Source organism: Acerihabitans arboris (assembly GCF_010131535.1).
Taxonomy (GTDB): domain Bacteria; phylum Pseudomonadota; class Gammaproteobacteria; order Enterobacterales; family Enterobacteriaceae; genus Acerihabitans; species Acerihabitans arboris.
Genome location: NZ_WUBS01000020.1, coordinates 75,543 through 97,330, shown reverse-complemented (window position 1 = coordinate 97,330; position 21,788 = coordinate 75,543). Strand labels below are relative to the sequence as shown.

Sequence of the window (21,788 nt, the reverse complement as noted above, 5' to 3'; positions counted from 1 at the left end):
TCATCGCTCATCTTTATAGGGCAGATCATCACGGGTCAGGCCGATATCCCGTAATTGCGCGTGATCAAGCGACCTCAGCGCCTTACGGCTGCGACTAATTGACCGCCAGTGTTGATAACGGCCAGATAACCAACGCCACCACCCCGTCTTTCCCAACGCAAGCCGCTCCGGCTGAGATGCCGCGATAAGCCCGCTATCATGACCCGTTTTCCTGGTGCTGTTCATCAGTGTCGTCCATCCGAAATCGATGGCACCAGCATGAATCCTCAGCGCAAAACAGAGTAGATTCAATCGATTAATGGTTTGATAGATACAGATAGTACAACCATGACACTTTGTGATATTTATAGAGTCAATCTGTACCCTTTTACAGGCTTTTCCCTCACAACGCCGGTTGATACTTGCATATGGCCATGACTCGCTACCAAAACCTGGCTTCCATACTGAGCCAGCGTATTGAACAAGGTTTATATCCCATCGGCGTTCGCCTGCCGTCCATCAGGGTGCTCAGTAAAGAGCATGGGGTCAGCATCACCACCGTGCAGCAGGCTTATCGCGAGCTGGAAGACCAGCAGCTGGTGGAGGCCCGCGCTAAATCCGGCTATTTTGTCGCCCGGCGCAAAATGCGCCCCGGCCTGCCCGACTGCTGTAATACCACCCAATGTTCGCTGACCATCCCGCAGTGGGATCGGGTGCTCGACATGGTCAATCCGGTGCAGCCCGGGGAGACAGCCTTTAGGTTTGCCGCGCCCGATATTACCGCCAGCAGCCTGAAGCCGTTAACGCGGTCGTTAAGCCACCTGAGCCAACGGCAATACCTGCGGACATTCGATGACGAGGATATCAGGGGTAGTTTTGAGCTGCGCGAGCAAATCGCCCGGCTGATGATTGACAGCGGTAGCCGTATGGATGCCGGGAATATCCTGATTACCGACGGATGCCGTGAAGCGTTGTCCATTGCTATTCGTTGCGTCTGCGCGCCGGGGGATGTGGTGGCGGTGGAAAAACCCTGTTTCCATGCCGGCTTGCAACTACTGCACGGGCTGGGCATGAACATGCTGGAAATTCCCACCGACCCGGTGACGGGCATCAGCGTCGAGGCGTTGGAGCTGGCGCTGGAACAGTGGCCGGTTAAAGCCATCCTGGTAACGCCCACCGGCAATAACCCTTTAGGCTACAACATGCCGATTGAGCGCCGCAAGGCGCTGCTGCGTCTGGCCCAGGAGCATGATGTGGCGATCATTGAAGATGATGCCTACGGCGAACTCTCCTACCCTTATCCCCGGCCGGCCACGATAACGTCAATGGATTTTACCGGCAATGTGCTGTTATGCAGCTCCTTCTCCAAAACGCTGGCGCCGGGCCTGAGGGTGGGCTGGATTGCGCCCGGCAGTTATATGAACCGCGCCATCCATATGAAGTATGTCAGTACCGGTCCCACCGCCAGCCTGCCGCAGTTGGCCATTGTCGATTTTATTACCCAAGGGCATTACCTCAAGCATGTCAGGCGAATGAGGAGCCAGTATCAGCATAACCGTGACCTGATAACCCGGTGGGTAACGGACTATTTTCCCTGCGGCACGCGGATAAGCCGTCCCCAGGGGGGATTTTTATTATGGGTCGAGCTGGATCACCGTATTGATACCCAACGGTTAAACCGCGCATTATCAGAACAGAATATTTCCATCGCCATCGGCGCTGTTTTTTCCGCCGCCGGTAAATACGACAGTTGCCTGCGGATAAATTTCGCGCGCCAGCCCACTACGGAGCTAAAAAACGCCGTACGGCAGATCGGCGTGGCGATACACCAGTTGTTAGAAGAAAAGTAATGCCGGGCCCGCGCTTAAGCCCTCAGTGATTTGGTCAGCGTAACCAACGCCAAATCGCCGCGCAGCGGGACGCCCACGCCGGGATCGTCATACGGGAAGGCTTCCGTATGCCCGGTTTTTACAAAACCGCGACGCTCGTACCATTCAATCAGTTTTTGCCGCACATTGATCACGGAGATTTTCAGGCTGCGGGCGCCGGCGCCGCGGGCAAAATCCTCCGCGCCCGTCATGATGGACTTGCCATTGCCGGAAGATTGCGACTGCGGGTCGACCGCCAGCATCGAGAGGTACCATTCGCCGTGATCCAGTGGGCTAAGCGCGACGCAACCGGTCAACCGCCCGGAGGCGCGATCCAGCGCGAGCAGAATGGTCGATGCGTCATTTTTTATCATTTCTTGCAAGGCGAGCCTGTTGGTACGAGGTCCGTCGATCAATCCAACTTCGCTGGTCCAATCCGGCGCCGAGATACCCCGGTAGGCCTGGTTAACCAGTTCAGCCACATTGTCGAGGACGTCCTCCGTTGCGATGGATAGCTCCATTTAATTTCCTCTGTTTTTATCAAGGCCTGACTGCCTTATTAAAGCCGTATTTCCCTCGGATCGTCAATATCGCTAAGTTTGATGCGTCATTTCCTACTGGGCAGCATGCCTTCCCTGGGCATCGCGCGGCCCAGGTTGCAGCATCGGCCGCATTTATGGCGGCGCTCGCCTCACCGGGTCATTGATTGCCAGGCGCGGGAAACTGACCCAACTGCAGGAACAGGCTGAACCAGTCCTCGAGATGCCAAGTCCTTTTGATACGCGCGCCCTCGAATTCGTGAAACTCGTGGATACCAAAGCTGACCTTTTTGCCCGTCGCCGGAATACCGAACAGCGGGCCCTGATGGGTACCCGTAATTTCGGCCCGCACGCCCATACGTCCGGCGACCTGGATCAGGTCGTGAATAGTGATCTTTACATCGGGCATGGCCTCGATAAAGCTACGGATAATCGGTTTTAGCCCTTCAGGGCCGGGGCCTTGGCCGGGCGCCAACGGAATGTCTTCCCAATCGGCGGCGACGGCGATATCGATCAGGTCCGGATTCTGGTCGCCGAACGCGCGGTACAGTGTTTCTACAGCCTGGCGTTCTATCCGCAGTTGTTCAATGCCGGCCATGGTGTAAGCGTCGCTCATAATCTGTTGATCCTTGTTAGTGGGATGCAATACATGGCGGAATTCTGGTGAATCCGCTAACATTTGTCCAACAGATATACTGTATAAACGAGTATTTGATTTATGGATTTTCACGGCATCGATCTGAATCTGCTGGTGGCTTTTGACGCGCTGATGGACGAGCGTAATGTGACCCGAGCGGCGATACGGGTGGGCGTGAGCCAACCGGCGATGAGCGCGGCGCTATCGCGTCTGCGGACGTTGTTTGGCGATCCGCTGTTCCTCAGGAGCGCCGAAGGGCTGCTGCCCACGCCTCGCGCCAGGGATATTGCGCAACCCACAGCCCAGGCGCTGCGGCAGCTCGAGGCGGCCCTGGTGAAAAAACCGGCGTTCGTGCCGCAAGAGGCGTCGTTGACCTTCACCCTGGGGCTATCCGACTATCCGGCTTTTGTATTGCTGCCCGCGCTGGCCATGGCATTGGAAAAGCAGGCTCCGGGCGTCTCGTTGAACGTACGCGCCTTCATCAGCCGGGATAGCGCGGTCGACCTGCTTGACGCGGGGACGATTGACGTGGCGATCGGTGTCCTGCCCGTTCACCCCGAGAACCGGATATTGACCAAATCGATCCTCAGTGATGAGTTCGTCACGATTGTGCGCCGCGACAGCGCGGCGGCAAGGGAGGGTATGGACATGGAAACCTTCCTTGCCCTGCCCCACGTGCTAGCGTCGCCGGAGGGCGATCGGCATGGCCTGGTGGATCAGGCGTTGGCGCAGATGGGTAAGCACCGCACCCTGGCGCTGACGCTTCCCCAAATGTTCGCGGTGCCCGCCGTCGTGGCCCGCACCAACGCGACGGCAACCGTGATGAAGCGAGTGGTTTCGGGTTCGCCCGCCCTTCGCGATCTGGTGTTGTTCCCGCCGCCGGTGATACTGCCGCCGATTGAATTCCACCTTATCTGGCACCGTAAGAGCGATGCGCACCCGGCCCAGCGGTGGCTTAGGGCATTGATCTCGTCGGAGGCCGCGTTATTGCCATAGGAAATAGGCTCTATTCCGGAACGCATAGCATTCATCATGCCTCTTATTCTTGATGAGTTAGACAAGATACTGCCTTTGGTTATCAATTATATTATACTGAGTTATGAAATGTTAATTACAAGCGAGAAGCCCATGAATGAACATAATAATGAAGACAGCAACAATAAATCCGAGGAATTATCGATAATTGCCATTGGCCAGAAGTTACAGGCATTGGCGCAAACGGGTCTCACCTATACCAAAGATCGCTATGATATTGAACGTTACATTGAATTACGCGATATCGCCGCACAGCTTAGCGCAAAAATGTTGTCCCTGGATAAGCCGCAGGTATTGGACAGTTTTAAACGGCAAGAAGGTTATGCCACGCCCAAAGTAGACACCAGGGCGATTATACTGCGCAAAGGTAAAATCCTGATGGTGAGGGAAGCCGACGATGGCTTATGGAGCCTGCCCGGCGGCTGGGCTGACGTGGGGGATAGCCCGTCCGACGCGGTTTGCCGCGAAGTTGAAGAAGAGACCGGCTTAACCGCGAAGGTAGACCGGTTATTGGGAGTCTGGGACCGGAATCAGCATGGCCATCCGCCTTATTCCTGGCATGTCTATAAGCTCATATTTTTGTGTCGGGAGCTGGGCGGGGATTTGCGCTTAAGTGAAGACTCGTTGGAACTTGATTTTTTTGACCCTCTCGATCTGCCGCCCTTATCATTAACGCGCATCGTGCCGATAGAAATAGCGACCAGCCTGGATATTATAAAAAATAATAAAAGTACCTGGTTTGATTAGCCATACCGGTAATAAACGACACATTATCATAAAAAATCGCCATGGATTTACAATATCACTCCTGGCGTTTTAATAACATTTGCTACTCCATATTGTCAGCGGCGCCTGAATCCACCTTGCGTTGCGACACCTTGCGCGATTGCAACTGGCTGGGGACAATACCCGTCGCGGAAAATACCGCCAGGCGCATCGGATGCGGTCCCAGCCAGCCAGTAACGTCCCGGCCACGATGGCCAGTGAAATACCGGAAAACACCCAGGCGGTTGCCCGGCTCGCCGGCATGCGCGGCGCAATTTTAACCGCGTAGGAAGCCAGGCTTGACCAGAATACGCCATGCCCCAGGGCCGCCGCGATGTGATAATCGCTATGGTATTCATCGGCCAGGGCAGTTATTTTTCAGCGTTGCGACCGGCGATAGCGAACGAGAGTCCGCGTTTTGCCGCTTCCGCCACTACCAGCCTGCCGGTGTAACCATTGGCGCCATAGATAAGTATTTTATTGACCATGAATGTTTCCCAGAGTGCTTGATGAGGGCAATTCCACCCGCGATCGCATTACGCATTTATTCATCCTTAGTTCCCTTATATCCTGTGCCGCCAACTTTTATACACAATTTCGATGCTGTACCCGTCAGGATCAAAAAAATGGGCGGCATAATAGCGGGGAGCATAATAAAGGCGCGCGCCGGGACGGCCATTATCGCCAAACCCTATCAAATCAGAATACCAGGCCGGCGCTTGCCCGCGGTCATAGTCCAGGACAAGATGAATGCCTAAAGGCGCCAGGGCATGCTGATAAAAGGCGACGTACGCCTCGGTGCCGCTGACCGACAGGAAAAGATGATCGAGAATATAAGCCTATGATAATTATTTATAAATATGAAATAAATTGATAAATGGCCGCGTATTGGCTTAAGCGATTGGCAATAAGCGCGGTGGATGATTACTGCATCTATTATTCCTCAATAAAGCGAACAGAGACCTGCCCCGTCCTAGCCTAATACTGCTTTTATTGCCGCAAACGCGTTAATCCGTCGCCCGGGGCTTATTTCTCCCGCGCGCGATCGCCGTCGGGCGCGGATTCACCCGCAACGGGCGGACGTAAATGCGCGCCAAAACCGGACCGGTCCGGCGCAATATCCGGCCGCAATGTCAGCCCGGGAATATCATAATCACCGGCATTCTGCGGGCGAAAGGCTATCGGCGCAGTGCGCCACAGGTCATCCAGGCGTTGTCCAAGCGCGTCGCACAGGGTGGAAAACCGGGCTTCGTCCGTTCGGCTGGTACGGTAGACCAGGAACGGCGGCAGCACGTCGAAGCCGGGGTAATACAGGATGCCGTGCTGAATAGGGAATAAAATATCGTCCATCGGGCCATTGATGCCGCGCGGGCTATAATGAGACTCCCATCCGCCAGTGGTAACCATCAGCATCGCCCGCTTTCCCGCCAGCGTGCCTTCCCCATAGCGGTCGCCCCAGCGCGCGTCGGAGTGCTCCCCTACGCCATAAGCGAACCCATAGGCATAGACGCGTTCAACCCAGCCTTTCAAAATTGCCGGCATTGAGAACCACCATAGGGGAAACTGCAGGATAACCGCGTCCGCCCAGCGCAGCTTGCCCTGTTCAAGGGCAATGTCCCGGCTCTGCCGGCCGCGCTCGAACGCGCGCCTGGAATCAAGCGAGGGATCAAAACGCGCGCCGGCCTGCCCGTCCAGGCTGTCGTCCGCGTCGAGCACGGCTTTCCACTTCATGGCATACAGGTCCGATACCCGCACCCGGTGGCCCGCGTCTTCCAGATGCTTGACCGCGAAGTCTTTAAGCGCGCCGTTTAATGACCGGGACTCGGGATGGGCGTAAACGATAAGGATATTCATGGCTGGGCCTCTGTTCCTGGAAAAGGGCAGCATAGGCCGGAGTCAGGTATAGTAGAAATTAATTTATATTATTTCAGGTATAGCGATGATTAATCTGCAACGATTGGATCTGAATCTGCTGGTCACCCTGGATGTGCTGCTCGCGGAACATAATGTCACCCGCGCGGCGCTTCGGCTGAATCTTTCACAACCCTCGGTCAGCGTTCATCTCGCCAAGCTAAGGGAAATATTCGGCGACCCCCTGCTGCTGCCGGGGCCGAGGGGAATGATCCCCACACCCAGGGCCGGCGAGCTGCGCGAACCGTTACGGCATGCCCTGGATGCGCTTTCGCACGCCTTGGCTCCCGCGGCGCCCTTTGACCCTTCCAGGTCCAGTCATACATGGCGGGTCGCCGCCTCCGACTACAGCGAATCTACCGCCCTGCTGCCCGCGCTGCCGGGATTGCGCTTAATGGCGCCCGGTAGCCGGCTGGCGGTGCTTGCGCAGGTTCCGTCGCTTATCGCCAGGCAAGCGGAACAGGGGGAGATCGATTTGGCTTTCCATACCAGCGAGGGGTCGCCCGCCGGCTTGCATCGCCGGGTGCTGTTTGCGGAAAAGTATGTTCTGGCCGGCCGCGCCGGCCATCCGTGCTTGAAAAAACCGCCGACGCTGGCGCAATTCTGCGAACTCGATCAGGTGATTGTGTCGCCGGATGGGGGTGGATTCCAGGGCATCACGGATAAAACGCTCGCCAAGGCGGGCCTGACGCGTCGGGTAGTGCTGTCCGTGCCGCATTTCCTGCTGGTAATGTCGGTGCTGGCCAGCACCGACCTTGTCGCGATGCTGCCTTCGCGACTGGTGCGCAACGCCGCCGCGCTGCGGGTTGTCGAGCCGCCGGTGGACGTCGAGGGCTTCGAACTGGCCATGCTCTGGCATGAACGCTCGCATCGCGACCCGGCGCATCAATGGCTGCGCGGGCATATCGCGGCTTCGGTGTGAGCATTGCCGTCTGCGTTAGTCAGTCCGCGATGGCCGGGCAGTGGACCGCAATAACCTGCCAATGCGCGGCCCGTCGTTGCCAGATAAGCGTGTTGCTAAACCCGCCGGCAAATAACGCACCGAATGGCGGCCCGACAATCCATCCAGGTTCTAACCCGTATTCTATGGCTCGCAGATGAATAAATACCGTGGCGGCAGCAAAATGATTTGTCGCAAAGGTTATTATCTCATCGATTCACGAATGTATACTGTAATTATTATCTAATAAATATCTATATCTTATTTTGCAAACCGTTCTACCCGTTAACTTATTAAACGTTAATTGTCATATTGTCTATTTTTTTCTCGGAGGAATGATGAAAATATTAACCACCATTGCGCTGATATTGTTAATCATTGGCGGACTTAACTGGCTATTGGTAGGACTGTTTCAATACGATCTGGTGGCCGCGCTGTTTGGCGGACAGGCCGCCGTGCTGTCGCGGATTATCTATGCGATTGTCGGCCTGTGCGCGATTTATGCCATTGCGCTTTTGCCAAAGCTGCGCACCGCCTGCCACCACGTTTGATTGCCCTGCGTCCAGAGTCATCCGGCCGGGTCGGCCGGATGTACAGTCCCGGCTTAAAGGGCGATATCGGCCTCGGAGCTACGGTGCTGCTCGTCAGGTTTAGCAGACGGCAGGGTATTGCCCCGGGTTTTGGCGCCGTCAATCGCCGGCGGTGGATCGAGTTGCAGCATCCGGCTGGAGTATTGCCATTCCTGCTCGGTCAGCGCCGGGTCGCCGTTAAGGGGTTTGCCATAGGTGGGGATCATCTGATGCAGTTTTTCCTGCCAGGCCGGTGTCGCCACCCGATCCTTAAATACCTTTTGCAACAGCTGCATCATGATCGGCGCCGCGGTGGAAGCTCCCGGTGACGCGCCCAGCAGCGCCGCAATGGTGCCCTGTTTATCACTGACGATTTCAGTGCCCAAACGCAGTACGCCGCCCTTTTCCTCATCCCGCTTGATGATCTGCACGCGCTGGCCGGCCTGCCATAAACGCCAGTCTTCTTTTTTGGCATCAGGGAAGTATTCCTTCAGCGCCGCAAAACGATCGTCATCGGACAGCATTAACTGGCCGGCCAGGTATTGCACCAGCGAGAACTCATCGATGCCGACGTGCATCATCGGCAGGATATTATGATAATTGGTGCTTTTCACCAGATCCCACAGCGAACCCTGTTTCAGGAATTTTGTGGAAAACGTGGCGAAGGGCCCAAACAGCAGAACACGTTTACCGTCCAGCACGCGGGTATCCAAATGGGGAACCGACATCGGCGGCGAGCCGACCGAGGCTTTGCCGTAGACCTTGGCCAGATGACGTTCGGTGACGGCCGGATTTTCCGTGACCAGGAACGATCCGCCTACCGGGAAACCGGCAAAGTCATCCGCTTCCGGAATGCCGGATTTCTGCAGCAGGTGCAGCGCCGCGCCGCCGGCGCCGATAAACACAAAGCGCGCATCAATGGCGCGCTCTTTACCGCCGGCCTTCAAATCGGCCACGGTCACATGCCAGGTGTTGTCCGGGTTGCGCTTCAGCTCGCGGACTTCGGTGGAAAGATTAAGGGTAAAACCAGGTTTTTGCTGCAGCGCGCCCACATACTGGCGCGTGATTTCACCAAAGTTAACATCGGTGCCGATCGGCATCCAGGTGGCGGCCACTTTTTGCGCCGGGTCGCGTCCCTCCATCACCAGCGGGATCCATTGCTTAATCCGCGCGGGATCCTGGGAATATTGCATACCCTGGAACAGGGTGCTTTTCTGCAACGCGTCATAACGCTTGTGCAGGTAATCAACGTTTTCATCGCCCCAGACGAAGCTCATATGCGGCGTGGAGTTAATAAAGGAACGCGGGTTCTTCAACACGCCGGTTTTCACCTGCCAGGACCAGAACTGGCGCGATATTTGGAAACCTTCATTGATTTCAACGGCTTTACCGATATCGATATCACCATTCGCTTTTTCAGGGGTGTAATTCATTTCCGCCAGGGCGGAATGGCCGGTGCCGGCATTATTCCATCCATTGGAACTCTCCTGCGCCACGCCATCCAGGCGCTCAACCATGGTCATCTTCCAGTCCGGTTCCAGCTCATTGAGCCAGACGCCTAGGGTAGAACTCATGATGCCGCCGCCAATCAACAGTACATCGACCGGTTTGGTGTCTTCGTCTGCGGCAAACGTCTGCTGCACGGGAATGATAAAATTAAGGCAGATAAGAGGAATCAATAGCTTTTTCATGCAAATACGATATCTCAGACTTGATGTACGCGGACGTACAATGATTGGAAGTGCTCACAGCACATACGAATGGCGGATCGTTACGGGTGGTACGTAAAATGGGTAATGCGATCCTCTTAGCGGCGGGATCCTTTTGTTTAAATCCATATTAATAACAATGTTTTACTTATTAATAATATTACTATAACTTTTTTTATGATTAATATGAAGGTATTAATCTTTCAAGCGGAGAATTATCAGGCAGCAGGGTTTACTTGAGCGCCGCTATTGCCGCAGCGGCGGCCTCGGAGGCGCATTAGCTATTTCGCTTGCCACATCATATTAGCTGGTATTAATATGTTTTCATATAGTCACTGTTGATATGTTGGGGCCGCCATGCCGACCACGGATATCCTGGATGTCAAAGTGAAGTTGCTGCGCGGGTTCGCCGACCGAACCCGCCTGGGCATCCTGAACGCGTTGCAGGAAAAAGAGATGACGGTCGGCGAGCTGGTCGCCCGCATCGGCGGCGGACAGTCGAATATTTCCCAGCATTTAGCCTGTCTGCGCGGCTGCGGCGTGATAAACAAACGCCAGGAAGGAAAATACTGTTATTACGCCCTGGCCGGCGATCGGATCGGTGAACTGCTGGCCATGGTCGACAGTATCATGGTCGACATCCGGCAGGACGTTGCCTGTTGCGGATTAAACGACCGGCTTTTGCCGCCGGCGGGGGGCGAATAAGATGATTATCCGCAGCCTGACGGGCATAAATGATAAGCCCGTCCCATCAGCCGCCGCGCCCTGCTGCGACGAATGCGCAACGTAGGCCCAGCCCGTGGCCGCCGGACCGGCCGCGGATCGGCGCGCGCCTAGGCTGACCGTCGATTACCGGGTGGCGGGCGTGGATGAATTCCGCGCCGGCCCGGGGGATAGTTGTGATAACGATAATCATCGCACGCCGGCCGGCGATGGCCGGGACCGCGATCCGGCCATCACGTCGCGCCCGCAGGGGCGAGGCGTTATGGCCGTAGGTCAGAAATCAACGTTCACGCCAAGCTGGAACGAGCGGCCCGGCTCGACGGCCAGCGCTTGATTAGCGAAATCCTGCTGGGTGACGCTGGTCAACTGCCGGCTGCTGAGATAATCCCAATATTTGCGATCGGTCAGGTTATAGACGCCGCCGCTGAGCTTGACGTTTTTAGCCACTTGCCAATAGGCGGTGAGATCCACCAGCCCATAACCGGGGATACGCATATATTCCGTCGTGGAGTCGGTCAGTTCGGTCCCGCTATTGGTATAGCTTTGACGGTTGGTGGCCGTGGCTTTTTTGCCTTTCTGGAAGGTCGAGGTCAGCGCGGTGCCATAACGTTTGGCCGGATCGTCCCAGGCAACGCCCACAATCGCTTTCATCGGCGCCACGCTGTCTAAATCAACATAGTCGTCGCCCATATAGCTGGACTTTGACTTGCCTTTATTATAACCGAACGCCACGGTGGCGCTTAAACCGTTAACCGATTCGAACCAGGTGCCGAAATTAAACTTGCTGCTGAATTCGCCGCCGTAGATATACGCCTTGTCGCGGTTCTCCGCTTTATAGGCAATATAAATATTGCTGGGCACATTGGTGAATTCCCCGGGATTGGCGCTGCGTGTATAACGGGTATTGGCAATAAAGTTTTTATAGGTGTTGTAGAACAGGGCGCCGTTGAAGGTTACCCCTGGGGTGACTTCTCCTTTCAGGCCCCATTCAAAGTTATTGCTGGTTTCGGTTTTCAGGTCGCTGTTGCCGATCAGGGCATACTGTTGGCTGCCGGCGTAGGTTGAGCCGAGATTCCACGAGCCATACAATTGGCTGGCGTCGGGGAACTGCGCGCCGCGTTTGTATTGCAGGTAGGTGGTCAGGGACGGGGTGATGTCATACAGGAAGCTCAGGGACGGCAGTATCTGGGTATCGCTGTTGGTCTTGCCGTACAGGGCTTCCACCTCGTCCGTGGTTAACGCGGAGCTGCCGGAGGCCAGGCTCGACACGTTGGTCGGTTTGCTGTTCTGGTAGACGGCCCGCACCCCGGGCACGATGGCAAAGCCATGCCCGGCCAGGTCGAAGCTCATGGTGTCCTGGGCATAACCGCCCAAGGTATAAGTCCGGCTGTCGGCCTCGGGCTGCATGATGGTGTTGTAGATGCTCGGCGCCGGATATTGCGCGAACGGCCGCTCGGTTTGCGATTCCCGCGCATTCAGGCCAAAACTCAGCGCATGGATGCCAATGGTTTTTAACAATCGGGTTTCAAAACCCCAGGTATCGACATTGTAATCCGACTGTACCCGCTCACGCGTGGCGGTGGTCAACGGCATATCGGTGTTGTCGTGGGCCTCGGCGTTCTGGTAGTAAAGCTGGGTATCCAACTGGTCCACCCAACCCAAATCCAGCGGCGTCCAGCGGTCCTTCACGCTCGCGCTCCAGCGGCGGGTATCGCTTTGCTGCTGCGACGTGCCGATGACACTGCTGCCGGCGGTATTCCAGGTATCAAAATGGGTATGGTTGGTCTTATCGTAATACTCCAGCGTACCGGTAAACTGATGCTCTTCATTGGGCTGCCAGATGCCGCTGGTCATGATGGCGGTGGAATGCCAGTTGGCCGGGAAGGCACCGGCGCTGTCGCTATTGGTGCGGGTTTCCTGCCCGTCCCGGCGGCTTATCACGATCAGGCCGCGCAGTTCCTCGTCGCCAGCCGCCGCGGTAATACCGTTGTGCCAGCTGCGATTGGACGAATCATAATCGCTTTGATAACCAAAATAGGTATTCTTTTTATAGGTCAGGTAATCATCCGGGGACTTGGGCAGGAAAGATACCGCGCCGCCGATGGAGCTGTTGGCATGATCGGTGGGCGTGGCGCCGGAGGCGATATCCACCTGGCCGTACATATAGGGATCGATATAGTCGCGGCCGATACCGAAGGTCCCCAAGCCGGCGCGGCTGGCGTAGGCGCGCCCGGTGGCGTTGGGCAACGGAATGCCGTCCACATCGATGGAGACCCGGTTGCTTTCCAGTCCACGAATGTTATAGCCGGTATAACCGCTGCGATCGAAACCACTTTTCCCCGACGACGAACCGGCGCTGGAGCCGGTGGCGCTGATTAACGGCTGGTAGCGCATAATGGTGCCGAAATCATTGCCGCCCTGGCGCTGCATATCGCCGGCGCTGATATGGGTGGTGGTGCCGGCCTTTGTGACCAGTCGGGGCGCGTTAACCTTTATCACATCCTCTACGGCAGACGGTTCCTTGGCTGTCTGTGCTTTGGCGTCATTATCAACGGTTCCCGGGGAAACGCTGTTTTCCACGGCACCGGCATGCAAGGTCGGCAAGGTAAAAAGCGTGGTCAAAATAAGGGCATTAAAAGGCACTTTCCGCCTTTTGTTAGTGGACATAATATAGCCTCAAGCCTGTCAAATTATTAGTTAATGCTCAATCATTGCCGGGGTATTAGTATGGATATATAATCCCAATTATTTTTATTATTAAATTTTCTTAATTTACCTTCAGAAGACCCTACCGAAATAAGCGGTATTATTAGCTACCATTTATATAAGTCAGATTCTGCGCCCAGCCGGACACCGGCCATAACCTCATTATGTATATGGCTATTTAGCGATTCTAGGTTTGTGACGCTTGCTGGCGTGGTCGCATATCCCTTAATACGTTGTGGCTAAAAAAAGATACATATCTTAATATGATAACGATAACGCTTACGATAACAGAAATCATTATCATCTTTATACATTTTTAAGTTATATTTGCAACTGTTTCACCGTGATTGATTTACACAATTATCGGTTTAAACCATAGCGGCGGCATTTTTACCATTAACGGCATGCGAATTTTTTACCTGGGGGCTTTCACCCGGCATGGCGCATATACAGTGAAAGGATACCGTACAGATACCGTTGGCATAGTGAAAAAAAGGAACCATAAATGAACGAGCATTATCAGCGCTATTTAGAGCTAAAACAGCAACACCCCAAAAAATATGCCCGGGAACTGGCGCAGTTAATGAACATCAGCGAAGCGGAACTGGCCTGGGCCAGGGTCGGCCATGACGCGCTGCGCCTGAACGGCGATATGCCCGCGCTGCTGGAGGCGCTGGCCGCCGTCGGCGAGACCAAATCCATTACCCGCAATGAATATGCGGTGCATGAGCAGATCGGCCGTTACGATAATCTGCGCCTTGGCGAACACGCCGGATTGATATTAAATCCGCGCGCCCTGGATTTGCGCCTGTTCGTCGGCCAGTGGTACTGCGCCTTTGCGCTAATCGAACAGGGGCCGCGCGGCGAAAGCCAAAGCGTGCAGATATTCGATTACCAGGGTGACGCGGTGCTGAAGATTTATATTACCGAACACACCGGGCGGGCAGCCTGGGATCGGCTGCTCGCCCGCTTTGCCATCGAGGGCAATCCAGCGTTGACGCTGACGGCGGCGGTGACCCCGGGGCCCAGCGCCGATACGGACCATCAGCGTATTGATCTCGATTGGCGCGCCATGACCGATGTGCATCAGTTCTTCCCCTTGCTCAAGCGCCACGGTATTACCCGGCAACAGGCGTTTCGCGCCGTGGGCGATGATCTGGCCCGCCAGGTAGATAACCGGGCGTTAAACGAGCTGTTGCATACGGCGCTTAAGGATGGCAACGAGATCATGATCTTTGTCGGCAATCGCGGCTGTGTGCAGATTTATACCGGGATCATCGAGAAAGTGGTGCCGATGGAAAAATGGATCAATATCTTTAATCGCCAGTTCACGCTGCATTTGGTTGAGGAGGCGATTGCCGAAACCTGGGTGACGCGTAAACCAACCCGCGACGGCATGGTCACCAGCCTGGAACTGTTTGCGCACGACGGCACCCAAATCGCCCAGCTGTTCGGCCAGCGCACCGAAGGCCAGCCCGAGCAAACCGAATGGCGCAGGCAAATTGCTTTTCTGACACAAAAAGGCGTACCGGCATGAAAAGATGGCTAATCATGCTGCTGGCCCTGCCGTTCTCCGTGCTGGCGCAAACGCGTGTGGTCAGTATCGGCGGCGACGTGACGGAAATCGTTTACGCCCTCGGCGCGGGCAGCCAGCTGGTGGCGCGTGACAGTACCAGCCTGCATCCGGCCGAGGCCAACGCCTTGCCCGACGTGGGATATATGCGCATGCTGAATGCCGAAGGCATCCTGGCCATGCGTCCGACGATGGTGCTGGCCAGCGATCGGTCAAAGCCGTCGGTGGCGCTGCAGCAGGTAGCCGATAACGGCGTCAGGGTAGTCACCGTACCCGGCGCGCCGGATATCGCCACCATCGACAGTAAAATCACCCTGATCGCCACGGCGCTGGGCAGGCAGGCGCAGGGCGATGCGCTGCGAGCGGACATCCGCCGCCAGATGGCGGCGATCCCCGCCACGCCGTTACCGGTAAAAGTGCTGTTTATCTTCAACCATAGCGGCATGACCACCATGGCCGCCGGCCAGGATACCGCGGCCGATGCGGCCATCCGCAGCGCCGGCTTGCAAAATGCCATGCAGGGCTTTAAGCATTATCAACCGCTGTCGCAGGAAGGGGTTATCGGCAGTGCGCCGGATCTGGTGCTGATCACCACCGACGGGGTAAAAACCCTGGGCGGCGAGGATAAGGTCTGGGCATTGCCGGGGCTGTCCTTAACGCCGGCGGGCAAGGCCAAGCGGCTGCTGGTACTGGATGATATGGCGTTGCTCGGCTTTGGCATTGAAACACCGGCGGCCATTGCCCGCCTGCGCCAGACCGCTGAAACGCTGCCATGATCCATCCTGTCCGGCCGGGCCGCTTTTTGCTGTTGCTGGCGCTGGTCCTGCTGGCGCTGGCCGCGCTGGCGGTCAATATCGGCGCGATGCATCTATCGCTGGCACGACTGTGGCAAACGCCTTTCGACGCGGCCCTGTGGCATATCTGGTGGCATATCCGGCTACCGCGCGTACTGCTGGCGGTGATTATCGGCGCGGCGCTGGCCCTGTCCGGCGGCGTGATGCAGGGGTTGTTTCGCAATCCGCTGGCCGACCCCGGCCTGCTGGGCATCAGCAGCGGCGCGGCGCTGGCGGTGGCCCTGTCGGTGGTGCTGTCCCTGCAACTGCCGCCGCTGCTCGCGCTTTATTCCCCTATGCTGGCGGCCTTTGCCGGTAGCCTGTCGATTACGCTTATCATTTTCAACCTTGGCCGTCCCGGCCACAGCGCCCTGTCGCGTTTACTGCTGCTGGGCATTGCCATTAACACCTTATGCGGCGCGGCTATAGGCGTGCTGTCCTGGATAAGCGACGACCGGCAGCTGCGGCAGCTGTCATTATGGGGCATGGGCAGCCTGGGGCAGGCGCAATGGCCGACGGTACTGGCCTGCGCATCCCTGGTGCTGCCCGCCGCACTGCTGGTCCAGCGCCAGGCGACCAGATTAAACCTGCTGCAGCTGGGCGACGAAGAGGCCCATTATCTTGGCGTGGACGTGAAGCGCACCCAGCGGCATTTGCTGATGCTCAGCGCGCTGCTGGTGGCCGCGTCGGTGGCGGTCAGCGGCATTATCGGCTTTGTAGGGCTGGTGATCCCGCATCTGGTGCGCATGTACCTGGGCGCCGACCATCGCTGGCTGCTGCCCGGCGCCACCCTGGCCGGCGCCGCCCTGCTGCTGCTGGCGGATACTATCGCCCGCACGGCGGTGGCGCCGGCGGAAATGCCGGTGGGATTGCTGACCAGCCTGATCGGCGGCCCGTGGTTCCTGTGGCTTATCCTGCGCCGCCGCGGGGTCGATAGTGAATAAGACCTTAACCGCCGAAGGCGTCGGCTACCGCGTGCCCCATCGGCAGCTGCTACGGGATATCTCGTTATCCCTGGCCCCCGGTGAGCTGGTCTCGTTAATTGGCCCCAACGGCGCCGGTAAATCCACCCTGATGCGCCTGCTAACCGGCTATCTGACGCCAAGCGCCGGGGAATGCCGCTTGCAAGGCCGCCCGTTGCAACAGTGGCAGGCCAACGAACTGGCCCGGCTGCGCGCGGTAATGCGCCAGCAAAGCAGCGTGGCCTTTCCGTTTACCGTTGCCGATGTGGTGGCCATGGGCCGCGCGCCGTGGCAACAGCAGCCGACACGCGATCGGGTGGCGGAGATCATGGCATTTACCGGCTGCGATTCCCTAGCCAAACGCGATTTCCGCCGGCTGTCGGGCGGCGAGCAGCAACGGGTGCAGCTGGCCCGCACGCTGGCTCAGCTATGGCAGGACGGCGGTCCGGCCGGCTGGCTGTTTCTGGATGAGCCCACCTCCGCCCTGGATTTATATCACCAGCAGCATATCCTGCGCGTGCTGCGTCAGCTCACGCAGACCGGCCGCCTGACGGTATGCTGCGTACTGCATGACCTGAACCTGGCGGCGCTGTGGTCCGATCGGATTTTGCTGTTGCATGAAGGCCGGCTGGTGGCAACCGGCACGCCGGCAGAGGTGCTGACCGAGGCGCAGCTGACGCGCTGGTATCAGGCGGATCTGGTGGTGCGGCCCCATGCGGAATATGGGGTACCGCAAATTTCCTTGAAGCGCTAAACAGGAACACTACGGCATGTATCGCCGGTGATGACCCGCGCACAAACCCTGCGCCCGGCCCTCTACGATGTTTTCGCCCGCAAACGCAGCGCGCTGAACGCTGCGGCGACCAGGCCACAATGGTGGGGCGATAGCCGGAACATTACCGCCACCGCGTATTGTCAGCCCTGGCGGGTGCCGCCCACCACCAGGTTATCCACCTTAAGCGTCGGCTGCCCCACGCACACCGGGACGTTTTGCCCCGCCTTGCCGCACACGGCGGTGCCGCGATCCAGCGCCAGGTCGTTGCCGACCATGCTAATTTGCTGCAGGGTTTCCGGGCCGTTGCCGGTCAGGGTGGCACCTTTGACCGGCGCGGTGATTTTGCCGTCCTCAATCAGGTACGCCAGGGCGGTCTGGAAACTATATTGCCCGCTGACGATATCCACCTGCCCGCTGCCCAGGTCGGCCAGATATAACCCGCGTTTGACCGAGGCGATAATTTCCCCCGGATCATATTGCCCGCCGCGCATAAAGGTATTGGTCATCCGCGGCATGGACAAATGCGCATAGGACTGGCGGCGGCCGTTGCCGGTGGGCGGCAGCTTCATCAGACGCGCGCTCAGGCTGTCGTGCATGTAGCCTTCGAGAATACCGTCCGCGATAAGCGTGGTGCACTGCGCCGGCTGCCCCTCGTCATCTACGTTCAGCGACCCGCGGCGCCCCGCGACGGTACCGTCGTCGACGATATTGATGCCCGGCTGCGCCACCCGTTCGCCGATCCTTCCGGAATAGATCGACGTTCCCAGCCGGTTAAAGTCGCCCTCGAAGCCATGTCCCATGGCTTCGTGCAACAACATGCCCGGCCAGCCCGCGGCAATCACCACCGGCATGCCGCCGGATGGCGCGGCTACCGCTTCCAGGTTAACCAGGGCCGTATTGATCATGGCGCGCAGCGCGGCCTGCAAAGCGCCATCATTAAACATGCCGAAATCGCCGCGTCCGCCGATGCCGGTATTGGCCGTCTCTTTGATGCCACGTTGCTCAACCACCACGCCGACATGCAAGACCAGCATCGGCCGGATATCTGCCGCCTGATGGAAGTCGTGGCGCAGGACATAGTTTACCGAATGGGTTAACTCCAGGCTGGCCGTCACCTGGACCACCCGGGGATCGACAGCCCGGGTCATGCGGTTGATTTTTTCCAGCAGGCCGATTTTTTCCGCCGTGTCGCAGGCTAACAGGGGGTCTGCGGCAATGAAATGCAGCCGGCCTGCGGGAGATGAAACCGGCGCGGGCAGGGATAACCGACCCGGCACCGCGATGGTTTTTACCGAACGGGCGGCATCCTGCAAATGCTTCAGGTCAATATGCTGTGAGTAGGCAAACGCGGTCTGGTCATGCTCCACCGCGCGCAGGCCGAAGCCCTGGTCGACGTCGAAGGAACCGAAATTCACCACGCCGTTTTCCATTGACCAGCTTTCCCGCCGCAGGCTCTGGACATAAAGGTCGGCGTAATCCACCCGGTGCGCCAACACCTGATCCATAATGTCCTGCAGTTGGCCGTCGTTGATGCCGTGCGGTTCCAGCAACAGCTGCTTTGCCGGCGCCAGGTGGATTGTGGTTAATTTCTCACTCATGGTAAAACTCCTCTGGCTTAGCGTCCTGCCACCTGCAGGCTGTCGATTAACACAGAACCGCTGGTCAGCGCGCCCCGGGTGAGACGATCGGCGCCAACGGCGGCGATATTGCGGAACATATCCGCCAGGTTGCCCGCCACCGTGACGCCGTCAACGGCATGGCGAATTTCTCCGCCCTCCACCCAATAACCACGCAGGCTGCGGGAATAATCACCACTTATCAGGCGCGGTCCGCCGCCGCTGAAGGCGGTGACCAGCAGGCCGGTATGGAGCTTTTTCACCATGGCGGTTAAATCATCGCCGTCGCGGGTATGGCTGCTGCATAAAGCCAGGTTGCCCGGCCCCCACGCGTTGCCGGTGGGTGCCATCCCGAGGCGCCGCGCCGCATAGGCGGACAGGAAAAAACCCGCCAGCAGGCCGTGGTCCACCACTCGGCGCGCCGCGCCGCCGATGCCGTCGCCGTCGAACGCCCGGCTGGCGAGTCCCCGCGGCACAAACGGGTCTTCCTCGATGCTGATATGCCCGCTGAAGACCTCCCGGCCGAGCTGTCCGGCAAGAAAACTATTCTGGCGATACAGCACCGCGCCACTGGCCGCCTGCACCAGATGATCAAGCAGCGATAGGGCGCAGCTGGGATCGAACAGTACCGGGCAGCGCCGGCTGCCGGCCAGCGGGGCGCTGTCCAGGGCCGCCAGCGCCCCGCTCCCCGCCCGGTGGCCTATGGCTTCCGGCGTCATCAGCGACGCCGCCAGGTGAGAGTGCGAATGCCAGAAATCCAGCTGGCTGCGCCCCGGTTTTTTAGCCAGCGCCTTGGCGCTCATCCCGTGATTGGTTTGCCGATCGCCCTGGGCGAAACCCCGGCTGTTCATCAGATACCAGCAGGATTGTCCGGAACGGACCCAGGCCCCGTCGCTGGCAACGTCCTTGCCCGCCGACGCGATACCGGACTCGATGCGATGGGCCAGCGCCAGCGCGCCGGCCTCGTCTAGATCCCAGGGATGCCACAGATCGAGCTCGCGCGGCCCCGGGCACAGGTATTGCTCCGGCGCCAGCCCGGTGAATTCATCTTCCCCGGTATAACCGGCAATCCGGCACGCCGCCTGGACGGTTTCCCGCAGGCGCGCGGGTGAAAAGTCCGTGGAGCTGGTGGTGCCCTGGTGGTGTCCCCGGTAAACCGTTAGCGACATGCTGGACTGCGCGTCGCGGGTGCGCGCCCGCACCCGGCCCTGGCGCATTTCAATCAGCAGGCCGTTGCTCTCGGAAAAAATCACCTGTGCATCGGACGCGCCTTCCCGGATGGCCTGCGTAATAACGCTATCGGCTAATTCAGCCAGTTGCTGCGGGCGGTGCGCAAAGCTATTCGGCATAGCTGCCCCCTGGTCAAAGGTCATGGTTCAAAAGTCCGGCGCGTCGGCCAGCAATCGGTTTAATGCCTGCTGCATACGCGCGCTCACCGGCAGGGCGAGCCGCGCAAGGTTTTGATGGAAGGCATTTTCCCTGGCGAAAAATTCCGTGTTTTGCTCCAGCCACTCCGCCCTGAGCTGGGTAATCTCCTCCTGGGTAAGCTTGCCTGCCGGGCTTAGGCGCTCTTTTTCCTTAAACCAGCCCATACGGATCTCGGGCGTGGCGCGATCCCCGTCGCTCCAGCCCGACAGGATTTCCAACTGCTGGAACTGCGCCCAATTGATGTTGAGCGCGATATTGCCCCATTTATCGCCCTCGGTGGTAACGGGCACCGGCGAAAGATCCCGCAGCAGCGCGGCGATAACTTTCTCCAGTTGCCGGTCCGGTTGCTGATAGCTTTGCAGCAACAATGCCGCCTCCCCGCCCACGGCGGACCAGTCGTCCGCCGCCATTTCCCGGCCCGCAAGCTGTTCGGCGCATAACGCCTGCCACCGCGCCAGCAATCGCACCAACTGCGGATCCCGCAGGTAACCGGCCCAGGGCGCCGACTCTTCGCCAAGCCACCACTGCATAAACCGCTGCGGCACCAGCCGGTAATCCTTGCCGGCGCGCAGCGCCGCGAATAATCCGCCGACCTGCCCGGCGTTAAGATAACCGCAGCGGTCCATCAGCCGGCCGAGGGCAATCGGCAGCCCGGTCATCCGCTCAAAGGCGTGAGGGTCGGGCTGATGCACCATGGCCGCCGACGTGGTACCTTTGCCGTCCATCCAAAAGCTGCCCAAGCCTAAGGTGATATCCCCCGCCCCGGCATGCCCGATAACCCGTTGCGCAATAAATTCATGCAGCCCCTCATCGCCATAAAAACTGGCCCATTCCAGCGCTTCGGCCTGCCGCACCGGCGGTTGCGACACCATATCCACCTGGTGATTTGCCAGCCAGGCGTTAAGCTGGCCCAGGGATAAGGCGCCCACCTGGCGCGCCGGTTCTCCAGTGTCCCGGAACAGCAGCAGGGTAGGAATGCCGCGCACGCCATAGCGCTCCATGATGGCCGGATATTTCTCCACATCGATCTTGGCCACCAGCAGCTTGCCGCCGCTGTTTTTGGCCAGGTTGTCGATAATCGGCGCCATGGTGCGGCACGGCACGCACCATGGCGCCCACAGGTCCACCAGTACCGGTAGCCGCGCCTCGGCCAGGAAACGATCAAAGCTGGCGTCGGATAATTCGTTTGGTTTATTCAACATAGGGATTCCTGTAAAAAG

General features: G+C 58.2%; 19 protein-coding genes. 10 read left to right on the top strand and 9 right to left on the bottom strand.

Features of this window, described 5'->3' with window-relative positions:
- On the bottom strand, positions 1–225 hold the full coding sequence (locus tag GRH90_RS26750; protein ID WP_162368380.1) for a DUF1127 domain-containing protein: 225 nt from the start codon (positions 223–225) through the stop codon (positions 1–3).
- Between the two features lie 188 nt (positions 226–413).
- Here GRH90_RS26750 and GRH90_RS23345 point away from each other — a divergent pair, with 188 nt between their 5' ends.
- Positions 414–1,829: an aminotransferase-like domain-containing protein gene (locus GRH90_RS23345; RefSeq protein WP_162368379.1), complete on the top strand. Its 1,416-nt coding sequence runs from the start codon at positions 414–416 to the stop codon at positions 1,827–1,829.
- 14 nt (positions 1,830–1,843) lie between these two features.
- Here the strand turns inward: GRH90_RS23345 and GRH90_RS23340 are convergent, their stop codons facing one another.
- Both GRH90_RS23340 and GRH90_RS23335 read right to left on the bottom strand, forming a co-directional pair.
- The gene (locus GRH90_RS23340) at positions 1,844–2,368 is read right to left on the bottom strand and encodes a GNAT family N-acetyltransferase (RefSeq protein WP_162368378.1); all 525 of its coding nucleotides are present in this window, start codon (positions 2,366–2,368) and stop codon (positions 1,844–1,846) included.
- Positions 2,369–2,546: 178 nt separating this feature from the next.
- Positions 2,547–3,002: an ester cyclase gene (locus tag GRH90_RS23335; RefSeq protein ID WP_162368377.1), complete on the bottom strand. Its 456-nt coding sequence runs from the start codon at positions 3,000–3,002 to the stop codon at positions 2,547–2,549.
- A 102-nt stretch (positions 3,003–3,104) separates the two neighbouring features.
- Here GRH90_RS23335 and GRH90_RS23330 point away from each other — a divergent pair, with 102 nt between their 5' ends.
- Positions 3,105–4,019: a LysR family transcriptional regulator gene (locus GRH90_RS23330; protein ID WP_162368376.1), complete on the top strand. Its 915-nt coding sequence runs from the start codon at positions 3,105–3,107 to the stop codon at positions 4,017–4,019.
- Positions 4,020–4,055: 36 nt separating this feature from the next.
- Positions 4,056–4,805 (top strand): NUDIX hydrolase, encoded by a 750-nt coding sequence (locus GRH90_RS23325; protein WP_246236213.1) that lies wholly within the window; start codon positions 4,056–4,058, stop codon positions 4,803–4,805.
- Positions 4,806–5,849: 1,044 nt separating this feature from the next.
- On the opposite strand, the gene GRH90_RS23320 is transcribed toward GRH90_RS23325, so the two are convergent.
- Positions 5,850–6,677 carry an NAD(P)H-dependent oxidoreductase gene (locus GRH90_RS23320; protein WP_162368375.1) on the bottom strand — a complete coding sequence of 276 codons (828 nt, stop codon included), beginning with the start codon at positions 6,675–6,677 and terminating at the stop codon, positions 5,850–5,852.
- An 85-nt stretch (positions 6,678–6,762) separates the two neighbouring features.
- Here GRH90_RS23320 and GRH90_RS23315 point away from each other — a divergent pair, with 85 nt between their 5' ends.
- Together GRH90_RS23315 and GRH90_RS23310 are read left to right on the top strand one after the other, a co-directional pair.
- Positions 6,763–7,656, top strand: coding sequence for a LysR family transcriptional regulator (locus GRH90_RS23315; protein WP_162368374.1), 894 nt, complete (start codon positions 6,763–6,765; stop codon positions 7,654–7,656).
- Between the two features lie 353 nt (positions 7,657–8,009).
- Complete coding sequence (locus tag GRH90_RS23310; RefSeq protein ID WP_246236212.1) at positions 8,010–8,225, top strand: DUF378 domain-containing protein; 216 nt, start codon at positions 8,010–8,012, stop codon at positions 8,223–8,225.
- A 53-nt stretch (positions 8,226–8,278) separates the two neighbouring features.
- On the opposite strand, the gene mqo is transcribed toward GRH90_RS23310, so the two are convergent.
- Entirely contained in the window at positions 8,279–9,934 is a 1,656-nt protein-coding gene (mqo, locus tag GRH90_RS23305; protein WP_162368372.1) for a malate dehydrogenase (quinone), read from the bottom strand.
- 375 nt (positions 9,935–10,309) lie between these two features.
- Here mqo and GRH90_RS23300 point away from each other — a divergent pair, with 375 nt between their 5' ends.
- On the top strand, positions 10,310–10,657 hold the full coding sequence (locus GRH90_RS23300; RefSeq protein WP_162368371.1) for an ArsR/SmtB family transcription factor: 348 nt from the start codon (positions 10,310–10,312) through the stop codon (positions 10,655–10,657).
- Positions 10,658–10,948: 291 nt separating this feature from the next.
- Here GRH90_RS23300 and GRH90_RS23295 read toward each other — a convergent pair whose 3' ends face one another.
- Positions 10,949–13,342 carry a TonB-dependent receptor domain-containing protein gene (locus GRH90_RS23295; protein WP_162368370.1) on the bottom strand — a complete coding sequence of 798 codons (2,394 nt, stop codon included), beginning with the start codon at positions 13,340–13,342 and terminating at the stop codon, positions 10,949–10,951.
- Positions 13,343–13,886: 544 nt separating this feature from the next.
- Between GRH90_RS23295 and GRH90_RS23290 the strand changes: the two genes are divergently transcribed.
- From GRH90_RS23290 to GRH90_RS23275, 4 genes are read left to right on the top strand one after another with little or no spacing between them, the layout of a single operon-like run.
- On the top strand, positions 13,887–14,918 hold the full coding sequence (locus tag GRH90_RS23290; protein ID WP_162368369.1) for a hemin-degrading factor: 1,032 nt from the start codon (positions 13,887–13,889) through the stop codon (positions 14,916–14,918).
- On the top strand, positions 14,915–15,730 hold the full coding sequence (locus tag GRH90_RS23285; RefSeq protein WP_162368368.1) for a heme/hemin ABC transporter substrate-binding protein: 816 nt from the start codon (positions 14,915–14,917) through the stop codon (positions 15,728–15,730). Before GRH90_RS23290 ends, GRH90_RS23285 begins: the two co-directional genes overlap by 4 nt.
- The gene (locus tag GRH90_RS23280) at positions 15,727–16,731 is read left to right on the top strand and encodes a FecCD family ABC transporter permease (RefSeq protein ID WP_162368367.1); all 1,005 of its coding nucleotides are present in this window, start codon (positions 15,727–15,729) and stop codon (positions 16,729–16,731) included. The genes GRH90_RS23285 and GRH90_RS23280 overlap by 4 nt, the downstream gene beginning before the upstream one ends.
- Positions 16,724–17,503: a heme ABC transporter ATP-binding protein gene (locus tag GRH90_RS23275; protein WP_162368366.1), complete on the top strand. Its 780-nt coding sequence runs from the start codon at positions 16,724–16,726 to the stop codon at positions 17,501–17,503. The genes GRH90_RS23280 and GRH90_RS23275 overlap by 8 nt, the downstream gene beginning before the upstream one ends.
- 161 nt (positions 17,504–17,664) lie before the next feature.
- Here the strand turns inward: GRH90_RS23275 and tldD are convergent, their stop codons facing one another.
- The 3 genes from tldD to GRH90_RS23260 are packed head-to-tail and all read right to left on the bottom strand — an operon-like array spanning position 17,665 to position 21,770.
- Positions 17,665–19,122: a metalloprotease TldD gene (tldD, locus tag GRH90_RS23270; RefSeq protein WP_162368365.1), complete on the bottom strand. Its 1,458-nt coding sequence runs from the start codon at positions 19,120–19,122 to the stop codon at positions 17,665–17,667.
- A gap of 17 nt (positions 19,123–19,139) precedes the next feature.
- The gene (locus tag GRH90_RS23265) at positions 19,140–20,489 is read right to left on the bottom strand and encodes a TldD/PmbA family protein (RefSeq protein WP_246236211.1); all 1,350 of its coding nucleotides are present in this window, start codon (positions 20,487–20,489) and stop codon (positions 19,140–19,142) included.
- 27 nt (positions 20,490–20,516) lie between these two features.
- Positions 20,517–21,770, bottom strand: a complete 1,254-nt coding sequence (locus GRH90_RS23260; protein WP_162368363.1) for a thioredoxin family protein — start codon at positions 21,768–21,770, stop codon at positions 20,517–20,519.
- Positions 21,771–21,788 lie beyond the last annotated feature (18 nt).